General features: G+C 62.4%; 18 protein-coding genes, 3 tRNA genes and 6 pseudogenes. 5 read left to right on the forward strand and 22 right to left on the reverse strand.

The annotated features are described in order from the left end of the window. Nucleotides 1-2: 2 nt before the first annotated feature. From nusG to L0A91_RS08535, 3 genes and pseudogenes are all read right to left on the reverse strand, one after another. A pseudogene (nusG, locus tag L0A91_RS08525) lies at nucleotides 3-755 on the reverse strand (transcription termination/antitermination protein NusG). Nucleotides 756-858: 103 nt separating this feature from the next. Continuing rightward, entirely contained in the window at nucleotides 859-1,107 is a 249-nt protein-coding gene (gene secE / locus L0A91_RS08530; protein ID WP_397333686.1) for a preprotein translocase subunit SecE, read from the reverse strand. Between the two features lie 72 nt (nucleotides 1,108-1,179). Continuing rightward, a tRNA-Trp gene (locus L0A91_RS08535) sits at nucleotides 1,180-1,252 on the reverse strand. Nucleotides 1,253-1,414: 162 nt separating this feature from the next. Between L0A91_RS08535 and L0A91_RS08540 the strand changes: the two are divergent. Next, a pseudogene (locus tag L0A91_RS08540) lies at nucleotides 1,415-2,632 on the forward strand (pyridoxal phosphate-dependent aminotransferase). Between the two features lie 80 nt (nucleotides 2,633-2,712). Here L0A91_RS08540 and L0A91_RS08545 read toward each other — a convergent pair. From L0A91_RS08545 to L0A91_RS08570, 7 genes and pseudogenes are all read right to left on the reverse strand, one after another. Then, on the reverse strand, nucleotides 2,713-3,435 hold the full coding sequence (locus tag L0A91_RS08545) for an ABC transporter permease subunit (RefSeq protein WP_235243884.1): 723 nt from the start codon (nucleotides 3,433-3,435) through the stop codon (nucleotides 2,713-2,715). Then, nucleotides 3,404-3,838, reverse strand: a complete 435-nt coding sequence (locus L0A91_RS08550; RefSeq protein ID WP_235243885.1) for an ABC transporter-like protein — start codon at nucleotides 3,836-3,838, stop codon at nucleotides 3,404-3,406. The genes L0A91_RS08545 and L0A91_RS08550 overlap by 32 nt, the downstream gene beginning before the upstream one ends. A gap of 82 nt (nucleotides 3,839-3,920) precedes the next feature. Then, nucleotides 3,921-4,274, reverse strand: coding sequence for an ATP-binding cassette domain-containing protein (locus tag L0A91_RS08555; protein ID WP_235243887.1), 354 nt, complete (start codon nucleotides 4,272-4,274; stop codon nucleotides 3,921-3,923). Nucleotides 4,275-4,341: 67 nt separating this feature from the next. Beyond that, nucleotides 4,342-4,776 (reverse strand): hypothetical protein, encoded by a 435-nt coding sequence (locus L0A91_RS08560; protein ID WP_235243889.1) that lies wholly within the window; start codon nucleotides 4,774-4,776, stop codon nucleotides 4,342-4,344. A gap of 163 nt (nucleotides 4,777-4,939) precedes the next feature. Continuing rightward, nucleotides 4,940-5,065: a hypothetical protein gene (locus L0A91_RS17410; protein ID WP_260115166.1), complete on the reverse strand. Its 126-nt coding sequence runs from the start codon at nucleotides 5,063-5,065 to the stop codon at nucleotides 4,940-4,942. Beyond that, nucleotides 5,062-5,220, reverse strand: a complete 159-nt coding sequence (locus L0A91_RS08565) for a hypothetical protein (RefSeq protein WP_235243890.1) — start codon at nucleotides 5,218-5,220, stop codon at nucleotides 5,062-5,064. The genes L0A91_RS17410 and L0A91_RS08565 overlap by 4 nt, the downstream gene beginning before the upstream one ends. Further along, nucleotides 5,213-6,141, reverse strand: a pseudogene (locus tag L0A91_RS08570) (ABC transporter ATP-binding protein). Before L0A91_RS08570 ends, L0A91_RS08565 begins: the two are co-directional and overlap by 8 nt. Before the next feature lie 37 nt (nucleotides 6,142-6,178). Here L0A91_RS08570 and L0A91_RS08580 point away from each other — a divergent pair. Continuing rightward, nucleotides 6,179-7,208: pseudogene (locus L0A91_RS08580) on the forward strand (adenosine deaminase). Here L0A91_RS08580 and L0A91_RS18875 read toward each other — a convergent pair. The 12 genes and pseudogenes from L0A91_RS18875 to L0A91_RS08630 all read right to left on the reverse strand — a co-directional run bounded on the left by L0A91_RS18875 (nucleotide 7,205) and on the right by L0A91_RS08630 (nucleotide 13,381). Further along, nucleotides 7,205-7,414 carry a hypothetical protein gene (locus tag L0A91_RS18875; RefSeq protein ID WP_311197736.1) on the reverse strand — a complete coding sequence of 70 codons (210 nt, stop codon included), beginning with the start codon at nucleotides 7,412-7,414 and terminating at the stop codon, nucleotides 7,205-7,207. The pseudogene L0A91_RS08580 and the gene L0A91_RS18875 sit on opposite strands and share 4 nt — an antisense overlap. Nucleotides 7,415-7,442: 28 nt before the next feature. Next, the gene (locus L0A91_RS19845) at nucleotides 7,443-7,748 is read right to left on the reverse strand and encodes a hypothetical protein (protein WP_397333689.1); all 306 of its coding nucleotides are present in this window, start codon (nucleotides 7,746-7,748) and stop codon (nucleotides 7,443-7,445) included. A 43-nt stretch (nucleotides 7,749-7,791) separates the two neighbouring features. Beyond that, nucleotides 7,792-8,304, reverse strand: coding sequence for an FAD-binding protein (locus L0A91_RS18885; RefSeq protein ID WP_311197738.1), 513 nt, complete (start codon nucleotides 8,302-8,304; stop codon nucleotides 7,792-7,794). After that, nucleotides 8,301-8,777, reverse strand: coding sequence for a MaoC family dehydratase (locus tag L0A91_RS08590; protein WP_235243892.1), 477 nt, complete (start codon nucleotides 8,775-8,777; stop codon nucleotides 8,301-8,303). Before L0A91_RS08590 ends, L0A91_RS18885 begins: the two co-directional genes overlap by 4 nt. After that, a pseudogene (locus tag L0A91_RS19850) lies at nucleotides 8,741-9,180 on the reverse strand (MaoC family dehydratase N-terminal domain-containing protein); the annotation flags it as partial. The pseudogene L0A91_RS19850 and the gene L0A91_RS08590, both read right to left, overlap by 37 nt. Nucleotides 9,181-9,282: 102 nt before the next feature. Then, nucleotides 9,283-9,453: a 50S ribosomal protein L33 gene (rpmG, locus tag L0A91_RS08600; RefSeq protein WP_220121666.1), complete on the reverse strand. Its 171-nt coding sequence runs from the start codon at nucleotides 9,451-9,453 to the stop codon at nucleotides 9,283-9,285. A 49-nt stretch (nucleotides 9,454-9,502) separates the two neighbouring features. Then, nucleotides 9,503-9,576: transfer RNA gene (locus L0A91_RS08605), tRNA-Met, on the reverse strand. A 37-nt stretch (nucleotides 9,577-9,613) separates the two neighbouring features. Further along, nucleotides 9,614-9,686, reverse strand: a tRNA-Thr gene (locus tag L0A91_RS08610). A gap of 66 nt (nucleotides 9,687-9,752) precedes the next feature. Then, nucleotides 9,753-10,040, reverse strand: coding sequence for a MaoC/PaaZ C-terminal domain-containing protein (locus tag L0A91_RS08615; protein ID WP_235243893.1), 288 nt, complete (start codon nucleotides 10,038-10,040; stop codon nucleotides 9,753-9,755). Then, entirely contained in the window at nucleotides 10,037-10,522 is a 486-nt protein-coding gene (locus L0A91_RS08620) for a hypothetical protein (protein WP_311197739.1), read from the reverse strand. Before L0A91_RS08620 ends, L0A91_RS08615 begins: the two co-directional genes overlap by 4 nt. Before the next feature lie 11 nt (nucleotides 10,523-10,533). After that, the gene (locus L0A91_RS08625; protein ID WP_311197740.1) at nucleotides 10,534-12,054 is read right to left on the reverse strand and encodes a 3-oxoacyl-ACP reductase; all 1,521 of its coding nucleotides are present in this window, start codon (nucleotides 12,052-12,054) and stop codon (nucleotides 10,534-10,536) included. Next, nucleotides 12,054-13,381, reverse strand: a pseudogene (locus L0A91_RS08630) (acetyl-CoA C-acetyltransferase). The gene L0A91_RS08625 and the pseudogene L0A91_RS08630 overlap by 1 nt, the downstream one beginning before the upstream one ends. A 123-nt stretch (nucleotides 13,382-13,504) precedes the next feature. Between L0A91_RS08630 and L0A91_RS08635 the strand changes: the two are divergent. From L0A91_RS08635 to L0A91_RS08645, 3 genes are read left to right on the forward strand one after another with little or no spacing between them, the layout of a single operon-like run. After that, nucleotides 13,505-14,215 carry a TetR/AcrR family transcriptional regulator gene (locus L0A91_RS08635; RefSeq protein ID WP_235243895.1) on the forward strand — a complete coding sequence of 237 codons (711 nt, stop codon included), beginning with the start codon at nucleotides 13,505-13,507 and terminating at the stop codon, nucleotides 14,213-14,215. Between the two features lie 38 nt (nucleotides 14,216-14,253). Then, nucleotides 14,254-15,615 (forward strand): acyl-CoA dehydrogenase family protein, encoded by a 1,362-nt coding sequence (locus tag L0A91_RS08640; RefSeq protein WP_235243896.1) that lies wholly within the window; start codon nucleotides 14,254-14,256, stop codon nucleotides 15,613-15,615. Continuing rightward, on the forward strand, nucleotides 15,612-16,208 hold the full coding sequence (locus L0A91_RS08645; RefSeq protein ID WP_235243897.1) for an acyl-CoA dehydrogenase: 597 nt from the start codon (nucleotides 15,612-15,614) through the stop codon (nucleotides 16,206-16,208). Before L0A91_RS08640 ends, L0A91_RS08645 begins: the two co-directional genes overlap by 4 nt. Nucleotides 16,209-16,267 lie beyond the last annotated feature (59 nt).

Consider the following 16,267-nt stretch of genomic DNA (forward strand, 5'->3'; position numbering starts at 1 on the left):
GATCAGATCTTAGCGACCTGGCTGAACGACAATTCGACCGGCGTTTCCGGCCAAAGATCGAGACCAGCACCTTGAGCTTTTGCGACTCAGGCAAGATCTCGGAAATCGTGGCTGGAAGGGTCTCGAACGGACCTTCCATAACGGTGACGGACTCACCGAGCTCGAAGTCGACCTCAGGGGCCGGGCGAGCTGAGGCGCCGCCGGACTTGGAGCCAGCTTCACCCTTTTGGCCGCAGGCTCTTCAAAGACCGGAGCGAGCATCGTGTAGACCTCATCAAGGCTCAACGGCGCTGGCTGGTGAGCGTTGCCCACGAAGCCAGTGACACCCGGAGGTGCCGAACGGCACCCCAGGACTCGTTGGTCAGCTCCATCCGCACCAGGACGTACCCGGGCATACGGACGCGGTTCATGACCTTCCTTTGGCCGCCCTTGATCTCGGTAACTTCCTCCATGGGAACTTCGATACCGAAGATGTAGTCCTCCATGTTCAAGGACGTGATGCGGTTTTCAAGGTTCAGCTTCACGCGGTTTTCGTAACCCGCGTAGGAGTGGATCACGTACCAGTCACCGAACTGCGAGCGCAGGGTGGCCTTGAACTCCTCAACGGGATCCACGGGCGCTGCGTCGATGTCAGCCTCAGCGGCTTCGGTCTGCGCTGCTTCATCGACCTCTGCAGTCTGCGCATCGACTTCGTCTGCCGCCTCAACCTGCGAGGGAACATCCTCATCGGCCTGCGGGGTCAACTCCTGCGACATGACCTAGAACCTCTTCCTGAAAATACGGCGACCGCTGAGCGGCCATGACCACCGGCGTACCGGCGTGGTGTCGAATGCGAGCCAGGTGGCTGCGGGGACAACCTCACCCGCCGAAGACAAAGCCCACCAGGCGAGTGAAAATCTGGTCAAGCCCGAAGACAAAGCCCATGATCGCAGCCACAAACACCAAAACAACGATGGTGTAGGTCACCAGCTCGCGCTGCGTAGGTCGCACAACCTTGCGCAGCTCAGCCATCACCTGGGCCGCGAACGACGCCGGGCGAGCGGGCAGACCTGAGCCTGAGCGAGAGCGGTCGACACCGTTGGTGTCATTCGCATTGCTACTGGCCACGTCTCCCTTCCTCGAAAGTGCCGCCGATCATCGACGGGCAGTGAATGCCATCTGTGGATTAACCACATTTCGCAGGGCGCGAGGGACTTGAACCCACAACCGCTGGTTTTGGAGACCAGTGCTCTACCAATTGAGCTAGCGCCCTTCGGCGACTGCGGGGCAGCCGCCAGCGTGGGTGAACTAAACACCCGAACGGGTACTCTACGCGACTACTTCCCCAATATCCACTTGCTCTCGATGAGCGCGAAACCGCACGTATCCAAGCACAGGATGTGGGCGAAGCCGCCACGAGTGACAGAATAGCCCGGTGACCCAGAGCAACGAGACCACCTCCCGCATCTCTGCCCGCCTCAGCGCGATTGCGGAGTCAGCCACCCTGGCCGTTGATGCCAAGGCCAAGGCGCTTAAGGCGCAAGGCGCTCCCGTGATTGGATTTGGCGCCGGTGAGCCTGACTTCCCGACGCCGGATTACATCGTGGCTGCCGCTGTGGCTGCCGCGCAGGACCCGGTCAACCACCGGTACTCCCCCGCTGGCGGACTGCCCGCGCTCAAGCAGGCGATCGTCGACAAGACCAAGCGCGACCCTGGTATGAGGTGGAGACTGCCAACGTCTTGGTCACCAACGGTGGCAAGCAGGCTGTCTACAACACCTTCGCTGCCTTGCTCGATCCAGGCGACGAGGTCATTCTGCCCGCGCCGTACTGGACGACCTACCCCGAAGCCATCAAGTTGGCTGGTGGCGAGGCTGTCGAGGTTTTGCTGGCGATGACCAGGGTTACCTCGTCACCGTGGAGCAGCTTGAGGCCGCCCGCACCGACCGTACGAAGGTGCTGCTGTTCTGCAGCCCGTCTAACCCGACCGGCGCGGTCTACTCCGCGGAGCAGGTTGAAGCCATTGGTCGCTGGGCCTTGACCAACAACATCTGGGTTGTCACCGACGAGATCTATGAGCACTTGCTCTATGACGGTGTGACATCGCCATCCATGCCGGTTGCCGTGCCCGAGTTGGCAGACACCTGTGTCGTGCTCAACGGCGTCGCGAAGACGTATGCCATGACCGGTTGGCGAGTGGGCTGGATGATCGGCCCCAAGGACGTCATCAAGGCCGCCACGAATCTGCAGTCGCACGCAACCAGCAACGTCGCCAACGTGTCTCAGCGCGCGGCTATTGCAGCCCTGCAGGGATCACTGGAGGCAGTGGACGAAATGAAGCTGGCCTTCGATCGTCGCCGCAACACGATGGTCTCGATGCTGAACGAGATCGATGGCGTGCAATGCCCTGTCCCCCACGGTGCCTTCTACGTGTACCCGAACGTCCAGGGTGTGCTCGGCAAGACGATCCGCGGCAAGACTCCGCAGACTTCGGCAGAGTTGGCGACGCTGATCCTTGAAGAGGCTGAAGTTGCGGTCGTGCCAGGTGAGGCCTTGGCCCCAGCGGCTATCTGCGACTGTCGTATGCACTCGGTGACACTGACCTTGCTGAGGGTGTCGGCCGCATCCAGGCTTTGCTGGCTGAGGCCAAGTAGGCCCGAGCCGCCGGCACAAGAACGCCCGCACTGACTTCATGGTCAGTGCGGGCGTTCTTGCATCTAGGCAGTCGTGGGACTTATTCGACGTCGCCCTTGAGCTGGAACGAACTGAGCCGTTGGCCAGTGATCAAGACGCCCAGGGCAGCCACGACAAAGACCCCAATCCAGGCGTATGGCGTGTTGATCGTTGCCCCCACAGCCGGCACGTCGTCGGACAGAGACTGCGCAATAGCCCCACCCATCTTGCCAACCGAGAGATAAGCCAAACCGGTCAGCCAACTAGCAAACAGCGTCTCCAGGATCAAGATGTACACCAAGCCCGCGATCGTCGAAAATTTCACCAGACTGGTCAGCGCGAGGAAGAGCCCGCAATAGGCCAGGCTGGCCAAGGTCGCGCCCACGAACAGTGCACCGGCCACTCCCCAGGACTCAAAATCAAGAATCAGCACCGACATGGCCACCGGCACCGCGCCGAGCACGACTGAGGCAACGGCTGCCACCGCATACTTGCTGAGCGCGATCTTGTAGCGAGACGTGGGCGTGGCCAAGAGATAGACGATCGATCCGTCTTCGATCTCTGGCCCCAACACACCCATTGACAGCAACAGCGCCACCAACGGCAAGATGATGCCCATGCCGAAGATGACTGAGGCAGGCTCAATCAGTGGCTCAGAAAACGGCGAAACTATCGAGGCAAAAATGCTGAAAACGAGGAGCAAGATCGGGGGCAGCAGCACCAGGATCACTCGCTTCTGGCCAAAGACTGCCCTAGCCGAAAGCCGCATGATGGTCGGGCTCATGTCGACACCAGGTAGTTAAAGACCGACTCAATGACTCATCGGAAGGTGCGAACTCGAGCAATGACACGTTGTGCTCCTTGGCCAATCTGGGCAGTTGCGTCGCGAACGCACCGAAATCAACAACCTGCACGCTGATGCCGCCGCGTGGCTCGAGGTTGATCCCTTGCACGCTGGCCAGCGCTAAGAGTGCGCTGGCCAGCGTTCGGTCAGCACTGCTGCGGATCGAATACTGCGTGGGTCGCTCGGTCATCAATCGGCGGATAGCGCCAAAGTCTCCGGAGGCAGCATGTCGACCAGCCACCATGACCTCAACTTGTCGGGCAATCTCTTCCACTTCCTCAAGAATGTGGGAGCTGAAGAGGACCGTGCGCCCCTGGGAGCCCATGCGGGTGAGCAGCCCCATCAGATGTAGTCGCTGTCTTGGGTCGACACCGTTGAACGGCTCATCGAGCAGCAGAACCGAGGGTCATGCACCAGCCCAGCGGCTAACTTGGCCCGCTGCCGCATACCTTTGAATAGGTGCTGATGTTGCGATTCGCGGCATCAGTCAACTCGACAAACGCGAGAGCACGATCGGCGGCCGCACCAGCGTCTTTGAGCCCATGCAATTCGGCCTTGGCCAACACAAACTGGCGTCCGGTCAGATAGCCAAAGCTGATCTCCCGCTCGGGGACCAGGCCCAGCGTCTTGTAGGTCGAGGTGTTGTGCCAGACCGGCTTGCCATCCAGGCTCAACGAACCTGAGGACGGCGCCATGAACCCCGACATCATCGCCAGCAACGTTGTCTTGCCAGCCCCATTGGGCCCAAGCAGGCCCGTCACCCCTGGGCCGATGCTCATCGAGACGTCGTTAACCGCGACGACGTTGCCGTACCAGCGAGAGACTTTTCGATCTCAAGAACACTCATCACTTGGCCTTTCGTCGATAGCTGCGGATCAGCAGCAGTAGTGAGCCCAAGACCAAGGCAATGGAGGTGACCACGTAGAGCAGGATCATGCCGATGCCCTCTGGGGCGCCAAAGAAGGACGCGGTCCCGCCCAACAGCCCCGACTGAATCCCGTCTGCCAAGCTGAATGGCGACAGCAAACCGACGAACTGGCTTAACCCGTCCATCCGGTTGAAGTCGGCGATGGCTTGCACCGCGGAGACAAAGGCCGACGAAACCCACAAGCTGATCAAGATTGCACCGACGGCGAACCCTCGTCGGGTCGTCAGCGCACTGATCAGCCCGGTGACCGACGCGAGAATCACACTCAAGATCAAGACCGAGAGCACCGCGGGGAAGAAGTCGCTTGCTTGATCGGTGAAGTCAGCCTCGTTGGAGACAGCCCCGATAAACATCAACAGCAGCGGTAGCGCCGAAATGGTGAAGATGGCCGTGGCCAGTGATGCGCACCGAATCAGGGCGAAAGCCCACGTGGGTAGCGGTCGTGCGAGATAGAGGAGATGGCCCCGGAGCGCAGATCCCTAGTGAACAAGACCGGCGCTTGGCCGGACACAAAGATCACGATGCCGACGCTGAAGATGTTGATGTAGGTGCTGTAGTTGAGGAACCCTCTGCGAGGCTGACCAGCACGATGATCGAGACGATCACTAGCGCCGGGATCAGCATCAACACGGCCATCGTCATCGGCAAAATCTTGGCGCGGGCTGATCGTCCGATGCCAAATGCTTCAAGTAGCCCCGGCGGAAGAGCGACCAGGCGATCGATCCCTCGCTGAGCCGGCGGCCCTCATACGGTCGATATCCGATGTCGTGGATGACACCGCCTGTGCGACTAGCCACGAGCAGGCTCCCCTCGGAAAATGTCTTGGATCTGGCCGTGCTCAGCCTGAATGCGGACCAGTCCGATGGACAGATCAACGGCAGTGTCGCGAATGGTGTCGCGTGCCTTTGCTGGCTCCGCAAGGCCACGCGGGTCAACCTCAATCAAGTTGCCTCGTGGCCGACACGGTAAACCTTGAGCGGCAAGCGCCTCCCCCATCCGGTGCTGGTTTTGGTCTTCGCCCAGCACCTCAACCAGCAGGACGCCAGTGACTTCGGTGAAGGCCGATGTGGCTTGACTGCGCAGCAACGTGCCCCCGTCCAGCACGATGATGTTGTCGCTGACTCGCTCCAACTCACCGAGCAGGTGCGATGTCACCAAGACCGGAATGCCAAAGTCGTGGCCGATTTTGCTGACCAGATTGAGCATGTCGTCGCGTGAGGCCGGGTCCATGCCGTTGGTCGGCTCATCGAGCAGCACCAACTTGGGGTGATGGGTGATGGCTTGCGCCAATTTGGCGCGTTGCTTCATGCCAGTGGAGTAGGAACCCATCAGCCGATAACGTTCGTCGGCCAGACCGACATGGCGAAGCGTGTCAGCGGCCCGTTCGCGCGCCACATTGGGCGGCAGGCCCGACATGCGCCCCATATGCACGATGAAGTCGATCGCCCGAACATCCGGGGGAAGGCAGTCATGCTCAGGCATGTAGCCCACCAGCCGCCGAATCTCCGTCCCCTGCGTACGTATGTCGTGGCCTAAGACGGCAGCATCCCCGAAGAGGGCGTCAGGAGCCCCAATAGCAGCTTGATCAGGGTCGACTTGCCCGCACCGTTGGCGCCAACAAGCCCCGTGATCCCCGCCCCTATGGTGGTGCTCAGCCCATTCAGGGCTATCAACGAGCCGTACTGCTTCGTCAGGCCCGCAGTTTGAATAACTGTCACACTGTCAGCCTAGCCATTTGTGAGGTATTCCTGTCCTATGACGCGCTCGCTCCAGTCACTGCCCAAGGCCCATTTGCACCTGCACTTCACTGGTTCCATGCGGTTCGCCACATTGACCGACCTTGCTGAAAAGCATGGCGTCCGGCTACCGGCCGGTCTGTCCACGGGTTGGCCGCCGCAGTTGAGCATCGCCGACGAGCGTGGTTGGTTTCGTTTCCAGCGCCTATATGACGCGGCCCGCGCCTGCGTGCGCGATGAGTCAGACTTGCGCCGCCTGGTCCGCGAAGCTGCCGAAGATGACGCATCGGAAGGATCGGGTTGGCTGGAATTGCAGATCGATCCGACGTCGTACGCCGCCGGGATGGGTGGTGTGACCCTGCCCTTGAAGCCGTCCTCGACGAAGCAGCCATCGTGAGCGCCACCGGACCAACGAAGGTAGGGATTGTGGTCGCCGCCAGCCGCACTCGCCATCCTCTGGATGCTCGCACTCTGGCCCGGCTCGCCGCTCGGTATGCCGGGGTCGGCCCTGGCCAAGTCGTCGGCTTTGGCCTGTCCAACGATGAGCGCCGGGGTGACACCACGGAGTTTCACCGGGCGTTCGACATTGCCCATGCGGCTGGCCTGGCTGCCGTCCCGCATGGCGGTGAACTGTTAGGCCCGGCCCACCTGGATGAGATCAGCGAACACTTGCGCCCCCACCGCATCGGTCATGGCGTGCGGGCCGTGGAGGATCCAGAATTGCTGTCCCGACTCATCGAGCAAGGGGTGACTTTCGAGGTGTGCCCCACCAGCAACGTCGCACTAGGGGTCTACCCAGATCTCGCCAGCGTGCCGGTTGCTGCACTGCTTGAGGCCGGCGCAAAGGTAGCCCTCGGCGCAGATGACCCCTTGTCTTTGGCCCTCGCTTGCTAGCGCAGTATCAGAGCGCTCGCGACGACCAAGGTCTAGACGATGCGCAGTTGGCCCAACTGGCTCACGCCTCTGTGCAAGGCTCTCTGGCCCCAGAGGCCACCAAGGTGGAGTTGTACGCCGGGATCAAGGCGTGGTTAGCCTCAGACGCCAACTAGGCCAGCTCAAGGCCGACGAAGACAGGTTCGTTCACCAACTCAACACCAAAGGCGTCCAGCACACCCGCGCGAATCTCGCGCGCCAAGGCCACGACGTCCTCGCTGCCTGCCTCGCCGCGATTGGTGATCGCGAGTGGATGCTTCGTCGAAAGCGTTGCCGCGGCGGGCGCGCCATAGCCCTTGCCGTACCCAGCCTTGACGATCAACCAAGCAGCCGAAGTCTTAATGCTTCCGTCAGCTTGCGGAAACTCCGGGGGCTTGGGCCCTCGTCGCCGAGGAGAGCAGTGGCCTTTGAGCGAACTTCAGCCATCTGCTCGCTGCCGATGATCGGGTTGGTGAAGAAGGAGCCGCATGACCAGGTGTCATGGTCGTCTGGATCAAGCACCATGCCGCGCTGCGCCGTTGGGCCAGGACAGCCTCGCGTGCGGCCTGCAGCGGCACCCGCTCGCCCAACTCAACACCTAGACCGTGGGCCAGCGCCGCATACGCCACTGGCTGGGACATTGAGGTGGGCCGGAGTTGGAACGCGACAGACAACACGATGTAACGGGGGCTCGGGCCAACTCGCCGCCGATGGTCGCCTTTAGCAGGCTGTGTCGGTAGGCAAATTGGCAATCGGCGTTGAACAGGGTTTTGATCCGCTTTTGACCCGGTCATAAACCTTGACCTGCCAGATGGTCTGCGACACCTCTTGGCCGTAGGCACCGACGTTTTGCACGGGGGTGGCACCAGTGCTGCCCGGGATCCCTGACAGTGCCTCAATGCCAGACCATTCCTGCTCGCAAGCTTGAGCGACAAAGTCATCCCACGGCTCGCCAGCCTGAACATGCACGATGACACCACCGCACAGGTCATCTGTTTCCACGGAGATGCCACGAGTGCCCACCTGCAGAACAGTCCCGGCAAAGCCGTCATCCGCCACGACGAGGTTGGAGCCGCCGCCCACAACAAGCAGTGGTGTGCCGGCATCGTCTGCTGCCCGGACGGTCTCGATGATCGTGTCGACATCTTGGGCGAACACGAAGTCTTCGCCCGGCCCGCCGACCCGCATGGTGGTGATCTGGGACAACCGCATGTCGCCCGAGGTCGCCGTCACGGCTGCGCCGGTGCCGTGCGGACAATCGCCAACGCGCGTCCCAGAACCTTGGTGCCCCCGCTTGTCACCGACACCTCAATGGTGACCCGACCAGTCGCCTCGTCAACCTTTTTGACGACACCACCCACCACAATCTCAGCACCTCCGTCAGCGGGCACCTCCACCGGGCTTGTGAAGCGGGTCGAGTAAGAAACGATCGAGGTAGGGTCACCCGTCCAGCCCGTCACGACCTCAATGGCGGCGCCCATCGTCCACATACCGTGCGCAATAACGTTGGGCAAGCCGACAGACTTGGCAAAGGCTTCGTCCTGATGGATCGGGTTTTGGTCTCCGCTGGCATTTGCATACGCGACCAGACGGTCTCGGTCCACGGACACCGTGATCCCGGGCAACTCCTGCCCCGGCTGCACGTTGAGTAGGTCAACACTCGCGACTGCTCCCCTCGGATCACGATGGTCGATGACGCGGTGCACACAGGCGAACCATCTGCATCGCTCAGCTCACTGCGGGTCGTCACCATCACGTGGCCTCCGGCGGGCCGAACGGCGTCGACGTGCAGCACGGCCGAAATCTGCATGCCAGCAACAATCGGGGTGTGGTGCGTGAATGACTGCTGGCCGTGCACGACCGGGTGAAGTCGATCCCGGCCTCAGGGTCTTCGATCAGCTGAGCATCGGCCTTTTGGGCGATCACCACGGCGAAAGTAGGCGGCGCCACCACATCGTCAAAACCGGCATCTCGTGCGGCCCGTGCATCGTGATGCATCGCGTTGGTGGCCCCCACGGAGGAAGCAAACTCGCCCACCCACTCTGCAGTGACGTCCACCGGCGGCAAGGGCGGAAATTCACGCCCCATGAAGTCTTCGTTAACGGCCATGGCTTCACCCTATCGGGCTGCGCCGACAAGCCCCCACGACACGACAAAGGGCCGCCTCCCCGCAGTGGGAGACAGCCCTTTTCCTCGTTGAGAAACGCTAAATCAGCGGGTCTCGCGGTGAGGCGTGTGTGCACGGCAACGCCAGCAGAACTTCGCCAATTCAAGCCGATCCGGCGTGTTGCGGCGGTTCTTCTTGGTGATGTAGTTCCGCTCCTTGCAATCCGTGCAGGCCAGGGTGATCTTCGGGCGGATGTCGCCACTCTTGCTAGCCACGGGGCAACCTACTCTCGACTTCTTGGAACGGTGGATGATGCAAATGTAGTAGCGGGAGCGGGACTCGATCCCGCGACCTCACGATTATGAGTCGTGCGCTCTAACCAGCTGAGCTACCCCGCCATGGGCAGGAACCACTAGGTGACCAGTGGGCTACCAGAGCCCCCAAACGGAATCGAACCGTTGACCTTCTCCTTACCATGGAGACGCTCTACCGACTGAGCTATAGGGCCCTGCTTCGCGCCAGTAAACATCACCGGCGAGCAGCGCTGTGCAAGATTACACAATCATGGGGGTGATCATGAAATCGAGTCCGCGAGCGGCACAACTTGACCGGTCAGGTGCACTCGGTCACCCGATCGGTTCGTCACTGATAACGCCACTCGATCGTCGGTCATTCCCGCGCGGAATGCAACTGTGGAGCCAAGCAGGATCGGCTTGCGAAACTCAACCGACACGGTGTGATTAGCCGGGATGCGCCCCTGCAGAGCAGCCATCACCTTGGCATGCGTCCACATGCCATGTGCAATAGCTGTCGGGAAGCCGAACGCCTTGGCGGCTAGCCCCGACATGTGGATCGGGTTCACGTCGCCAGCAACAGCCGCATACCGACGACCCAGGTCGGTCGTGGTCCGCCACTGAGCCCATTGCTGCAGCGCAACCTCAGCGCCGCCAGGGTCTCAGCCTCGGGAGAACCAGCCTCGGCAGCCCCGTCGCTCGGCATCGAGGCGCCTTTGACCAGGTATGTCGAGGTGCCGCGCCAGACAAGTTCGTCACCAACGCGGGCTTCGCCGACCAGGTCGAGGGTCAGGCCGGAGCGATGAGGCGCCATATTGGTCGCCGAGCTGGACAGGGTGACCTTTTCGGCAACTCCAACCGGGCGCAAGACGGTCATCTCGTTGGCGACATGCACCATGCCGGCCATCGCAAACGGGAAGTCTCGCGCCGCCATCAGGTGCACCTGCAGGGCAAAAGTCTGGACATGCAGGTAGGTGCCTGGCACGTCATTGGTGAGCGTTAGCCCGACCAGGTGGGCATAGTCAGCGAGGTCGTTTATGTCGAAACTCACATCCGCCACCATCACGGTCCGCTCTGGCAGGTCCGCCTTCGCGCCGCCGCGGCCCCGTGAACTGACCGCGGCCTTCGCGATAGCGAGCCCGATTGGCGGCAACTCTGTGAGCAACTCGACATTAAGGTCCGATGCCATGGCTCACGCTCCGATCTGAGACTGCCCGCAAACCCGCAGGACTTGGCCAGAAACAGCCTGGCTGGCTGGATCCAAAAGTAGCCAATTGCCTCGGCAACGTCGACTGGCAGACCACCCTGCTGCACGCTGTTGAAGCGCCGCGCAAACTCTCGAGTGGCCGCCGGGATCTTGCCGGTCATTTCGGTCTCGATAAACCCGGGTGCAACCGCATTCACAGTGATCTCGCGGTCGTTAAGTTCGCCAGATAGCGAGCGCACGACCCCGATCACACCTGCCTTGCTGGCCGCATAGTTGGTCTGGCCTCGGTTGCCCGCAATGCCACTGGTTGATGCGACGCCCACGATGCGACCGCCGTCAGTCAGCCCACCAGGCAAGCCTGGGGTCAACAAGACGTCATTGATCCGCAACTGGGCGGCGAGGTTGACGTCCAGGACGCTGCCCCACCGCTGCTCGTCGGTGTTGGCTAGCAGCTTGTCGCGGGTGATGCCAGCGTTGTGGACGATGCCGTAGATCTTGGCCTGCTGGCCGAATCGGCTGGCAACATGCTCAACAATCCGCTGACCTGCTTCGGGGCCGGTGATGTCGAGTTGTAGCGCGGTGCCACCCAGGTTGTTCGTCACCTTGGCCAAGGCATCCCCAGCTGCCGGGATATCAACAGCCACGATGCTGGCGCCATCACGGGCCAGGGTTTCGGCGATACCGGCGCCGATGCCGCGGGCGGCCCCGGTAACGACCACAATCTGGCCCTCCAGAGGTCGGTTAACAACCTCAGGCACCGAGCCCGACGCACCGACCACGATCGGCTGCCCACTGACATACGCGGAACGCCCCTCAAGGAGGAAAGACAAGGTAGAGGCCAGGGCGGTCCCGGTCACGCCCTGCTGGATCCGCACAAGGTTGGCGGTGCCGCCCTTGCGCATCTCCTTGCCAATGCTGCGGGTGATTCCCTCTAGCGCCTGGGTGACCGCACTGTGCTCAACACCCTGGTCGGCAGCCGGGTCAGCCCCAATGATGATCAACCGTGCCGAAGACTCAAGGGCCTTCAGTGCTGGGCGCACCAACGCGCGCACTTGCTCCAGATCTGCGATCTGGGTGGCATTGCTGGCGTCCACGATCAGAGCGCCAATCTTGCTTGAGTATGCCGGGGGCTGGGCTCGGGCATTCTCGTCTTCTGTGCGTGACTCGGGGGTATCCACCAGCGCCTGCTCGTGAGCCTGGCCCAGAACCTCGAGGGCATCGGCGGTCACCGAGGCGCCCTTGATGACGCCGAGGACAATTGGCCCGCTAGGCCCGGTGCGCCCACGGCGCAGTCGGGTGGGCTGCGGCAACCCAGGCTGGGAAGTCACAGCCTTGCCCAAGGGGTTCTTGGTGATGGTGGTGTAAAGATCTGCCATCAGAGGGCCTCCAAAATCGCGACGACGCCCTGCCCACCGGCAGCGCATACGGAAATCAAGCCACGGGTGCCAGGGCCCGCAGCGTGCAGTTGCTTGGCCAGAGAGGCAACAATGCGCCCTCCGGTGGCGGCGAACGGGTGCCCTACGGCCAACGACGAGCCGTTGACGTTGAGTTTGCTGCGGTCGATCGAACCGACCGGGGCATCCAGACCAAGGCGGTCGCGAGCGAAGTGTTGCGACTCCACGCCGCCAGGGTGGACAGCACCGTGCCGGCGAAAGCCTCGTGGATCTCGTAGTAGTCGAAGTCGGCCAGCGTGAGGCCCTGGCGGGCAAGCATCCGTGGGACGGCGTAGGCCGGGGCCATCAACAGCCCTTCGTCGCCGCTGACGTAATCCACAGCAGCCATTTCGGAGTCGACGACCTTGGCCAGCGCCGGGTAGTTGTTGGCCTGTGCCCATTCTTGTTCGGCCAAGAAGACAACGCTGGCGCCATCAGAGAGGGGGTTGAGTTGCCGGCAGTCATCGTGGCGCCTTCGCCCTTGCCGAACACCGGGCTCAACTTCGCAAGCTTTTCAACCGAGGTGTCGGGACGCAGGCCCTGATCGCGAGCCAACCCGAGGAAAGGAGTCACCAGGTCATCGAAGAAGCCGTTGTCCCAAGCGGCAGCCAGGTTGTGGTGGCTGGCAGCAGCCAACTCGTCCTGGGCTTCACGGGAGATCTCCCACTTCTTGGTGGTGATCGCCTGGTGCTCACCCATCGACAGACCCGTCCGCGGCTCGGTGTTTCGCGGGCTTTGCGGAGCCAGGTCGCCAGGGCGAATGCTGACGAGCGCCTTCAACTTGGCCGGCGTGGTTTTGGCGTGGTTTGCCTTCAACAAAGCCTTGCGCAGACCCTCGCTCACAGCGATCGGCGCGTCACTGGCACTGTCGACGCCGCCAGCAATGCCGTTGTCGATCTGGCCGAGGGCGATCTTGCCCGCAATTTGCACGGCAGCCTCAAGACCCGTGCCACACGCCAGTTGCAGGTCGTAGGCAGGGGTGGAGGGCGATAGCGCCGACCCGAGCACCGACTCACGAGTCAGGCTGAAGTCGCGGGAGTGCTGGGACCGCCCCGGCGGCAACTGCGCCCACGCTCTGACCGGCCAGCCCAAACCGAGCAACCAAGCCGTCGATGGCGGCGGTCAGCATGTCTTGGTTCGAGGCCGAAGCGTACTTTCCACCGGCCTTGCCAAACGGGATCCGATTTCCACCGACGATGACCGCCGTGCGTGGAAGATTGCGGACGTCCGGGTTTGATGCGCTCTCGGGCGCGGAAGCGGGGGAAGTCATAGGTGCAGGCTCCTGAAAGTGCGGCGACATTGGGCAACTAACCGGTACTGACGGTAGCAGTAATTGATGTTTATCCGATACCGGACGTAGCAGATACAGCAAGTACTAGGTACTGTATGACACATGAACGCCCCGAGCAGCACCAAAACAACTGCTCCCCGCGATGGCCGTGACGCGCGCTGGGAGGTGCACCGCCAAGAGCGACGTCGTGAACTCGTTGAGCACACCCTGCGCGCGATCCGGCGGCACGGGCCCGGCGTCGGAATGGACGAAATCGCTCTTGAGGCTGGCACGTCCAAGACCGTCCTCTATCGCCACTTCGGCGACCGGATCGGCATCTACGTCGCCGTTGTTGAAGCCGTGGACGCCCTCATCCTCAAGGACTTGGGCGAGGTCGCCGATCATGCCGGCTACGCCCCCGATGGGTCTGTGGCCGATGTGACGGGCTTCGTGACGGCCATGGTGCAGACATACCTGCGGTTGATTGAGCGCGACCCCGAAATTTACGCCTTCGTGGTTAGCCGCCCGCTGCTCGACCCCGCGGCACTAGACGCCTGTGGGAGTCGCGTTGACGACCCAGTGCTCACACTCACCGGCCGGATCGGCGATCAACTGTCGTCCATCTTGACCGCCCACCTGCGGCGCAACGGCCGCAACACCGATCCTGCAGTCACCTGGGGGCACGGCATCGTGGGATTCATCCGCGCCGCCGCCGATCACTGGGTGACTCATGGACCCTCTCAACGCAGCGCCGAAGACGTCACGTCTGCGGTTCTTGCCATGCTCGGGCCGGCTCTGCACCAAGCCGGGCCCGATCAGCAGCGCAACCACTAGTAATTCCTCCCCTGCCAATGACGCCATCTGGAGGAAGCATGACAACCCTCGACTCGACCAAATCCCACCTTGAACCGGGCGCTGGGCCCGGCGAGAACATCTCCGAGTTGGGCCGCAGCCTTCGCGTGGCTACCGGCGGCCGCTACGGCTATGTCCGCGACCTAGCTCGCGACATTCTGCCGCCAGAAATCATGGTGCGCCGCGCGGACATGTCAATCCAGGAGGCCCGCGATTGGTGCCGGGACAGCCTGCAAATCCTGACCGAAAACGGGCTTTCCACGAGTGGCTACCCGAAGGAGTTCGGTGGCCTAGGTGATGTGGGGCGCTCAGCCGTCGACTTTGAGATGGCCGCCCACGGCGACCTCTCGACCACAGTGAAGTCCGGTGTGCAGTTTGGCCTCTTTGGCGGTGCCGTCGTTAACCTCGGCACCCAGTGGCACCACGACACCTACCTGGCCGACATCATGTCGGTGCGTTTGCCTGGCTGCTATGCGATGACCGAGATCGGCCACGGCAGTGACGTCGCCTCCCTGCAGACCACCCTGACGTATGATGCCGAGACCTCAGAACTCGTCGTCAACAGCCCGACCCGGCTCTCCCAGAAGGCCTACATCGGTGGCGCCGGACAAGATGCTCGGATGGCCGTTGTCTATGGCCAATTGTGGGTCGGCGAGGACTGCCACGGCGTGCATGCCGCGATGGTGCCGATCCGCGATGAGGATGGCGCCGACCTGCCCGGTGTGACCACCGGCGACCACGGCGCCAAGGGCGGACTTGCCGGGGTCGACAACGGCACCCTGCTCTTTGACCACGTGCGGGTCCCCCGCCAGATGCTGCTCAACCGCTACGGCGGCATCACCGAAGACGGCGTGTACGAAAGCGACATCGAAAACCCAAACCGCCGGTTCTTCACCATGCTCGGCACCTTGGTCCGTGGCCGGATCAGCATCGCCGCTGGTGGCGGGGCGGCAGCACGCAAGGCGCTGTCCATCGCGACTCGGTATGCCACGATGCGTCACCAGTTTGAGGCCCCAGGGCATGACCCCGAGGTGCTCCTCATCGACTATCTCGCCCACCAACGCAAGCTTTTCCCAGCCATCGCCACCGCATACGCGCTGATGTTTGCGCAGAACGAACTGGTCGAGCGCCTGCAGATGCTCAGCGAGGCACCCGAGAAGGACCAAGAAGCGCAGCGTGAGTTGGAGACGCGGGCTGCTGGGATGAAGGCGATGTCCACCCGCTTCGCCAACGACAAGATCCAGATGGCGCGCGAAGCCTGTGGTGGCGCCGGCTATATGGCCGAGAACGGCTTCACCCTTTGCGCCGCGACGCCGATGTCTTCGCCACCTTTGAGGGCGACAACACGGTGCTGCTCCAGCTGGTCGCCTAGGGCCTGTTGACCAACTACAAGGAAACCTTCGGCGACCTGGACTCCAAGGGCATGGTGCAATTCGTGGCCCGGTCTTTTGGTGGCGCAGTCATCGAACGCACAGCTGCCAGGCCGCTGATCAACCGACTCATTGACGCCGCTAGTCGTCGCTCTGAAGAGGACACGCTGCTCGACCGGGGCTGGCACCTGTCGATGTTCGAAGACCGCGAGCGCCACGTCTTGGAGACCGTCGCCAACCGGATGCGGGCGGCAAGCAAGGCCGGCAAGGATTCGTTCGACACGTTCAACGACGTGCAGGACCACGTGCTGATGGCCGCTCGGACACACATGGATCGCGTCATCCTCGAGGCCTTTGTCGCGGGCATTGACGCCTGCGAAGACCCGCACGCTGCGGCCCTGCTGACCCAGGTGTGCGACCTCTATTGCTTGAGCAGCCTGGAGGCTGACGCGGGCTGGTTCCAGCAGCACAACCGGATGTCGGCGACGCGGGCCAAGCGGTCACTGCTCAGGTCAATGCGTGCTGCAAGGAGCTCCGCAGCGACGCGATCCCGCTCGTTGAGGGCATGGGCTTCCCGGTGGAGTGGCTGGGCAGCTCAATGCTGACCGAGGACCGCTGGACCCGCTAACGGACACCTTCGATCGCACTTTTCCCGCTGATCGCG

Source organism: Ornithinimicrobium sp. INDO-MA30-4 (genome assembly GCF_021535045.1).
Lineage (GTDB): Bacteria > Actinomycetota > Actinomycetes > Actinomycetales > Dermatophilaceae > Ornithinicoccus.

What these genes read in the sequence shown, in the direction of transcription:
- L0A91_RS08555 (WP_235243887.1), bottom strand. Translation starts at nt 4,274, where the DNA reads ATGAGCATCGGCCCAGGGGTGACGGGCCTGCTTGGGCCCAATGGGGCT.
- L0A91_RS08635 (WP_235243895.1), top strand. Translation starts at nt 13,505, where the DNA reads ATGAACGCCCCGAGCAGCACCAAAACAACTGCTCCCCGCGATGGCCGT.
- L0A91_RS17410 (WP_260115166.1), bottom strand. Translation starts at nt 5,065, where the DNA reads ATGACGATGGCCGTGTTGATGCTGATCCCGGCGCTAGTGATCGTCTCG.
- L0A91_RS08550 (WP_235243885.1), bottom strand. Translation starts at nt 3,838, where the DNA reads ATGGGGCTGCTCACCCGCATGGGCTCCCAGGGGCGCACGGTCCTCTTC.
- L0A91_RS08640 (WP_235243896.1), top strand. Translation starts at nt 14,254, where the DNA reads ATGACAACCCTCGACTCGACCAAATCCCACCTTGAACCGGGCGCTGGG.
- L0A91_RS08545 (WP_235243884.1), bottom strand. Translation starts at nt 3,435, where the DNA reads ATGAGCCCGACCATCATGCGGCTTTCGGCTAGGGCAGTCTTTGGCCAG.
- L0A91_RS08625 (WP_311197740.1), bottom strand. Translation starts at nt 12,054, where the DNA reads ATGGCAGATCTTTACACCACCATCACCAAGAACCCCTTGGGCAAGGCT.
- L0A91_RS08560 (WP_235243889.1), bottom strand. Translation starts at nt 4,776, where the DNA reads ATGTTTATCGGGGCTGTCTCCAACGAGGCTGACTTCACCGATCAAGCA.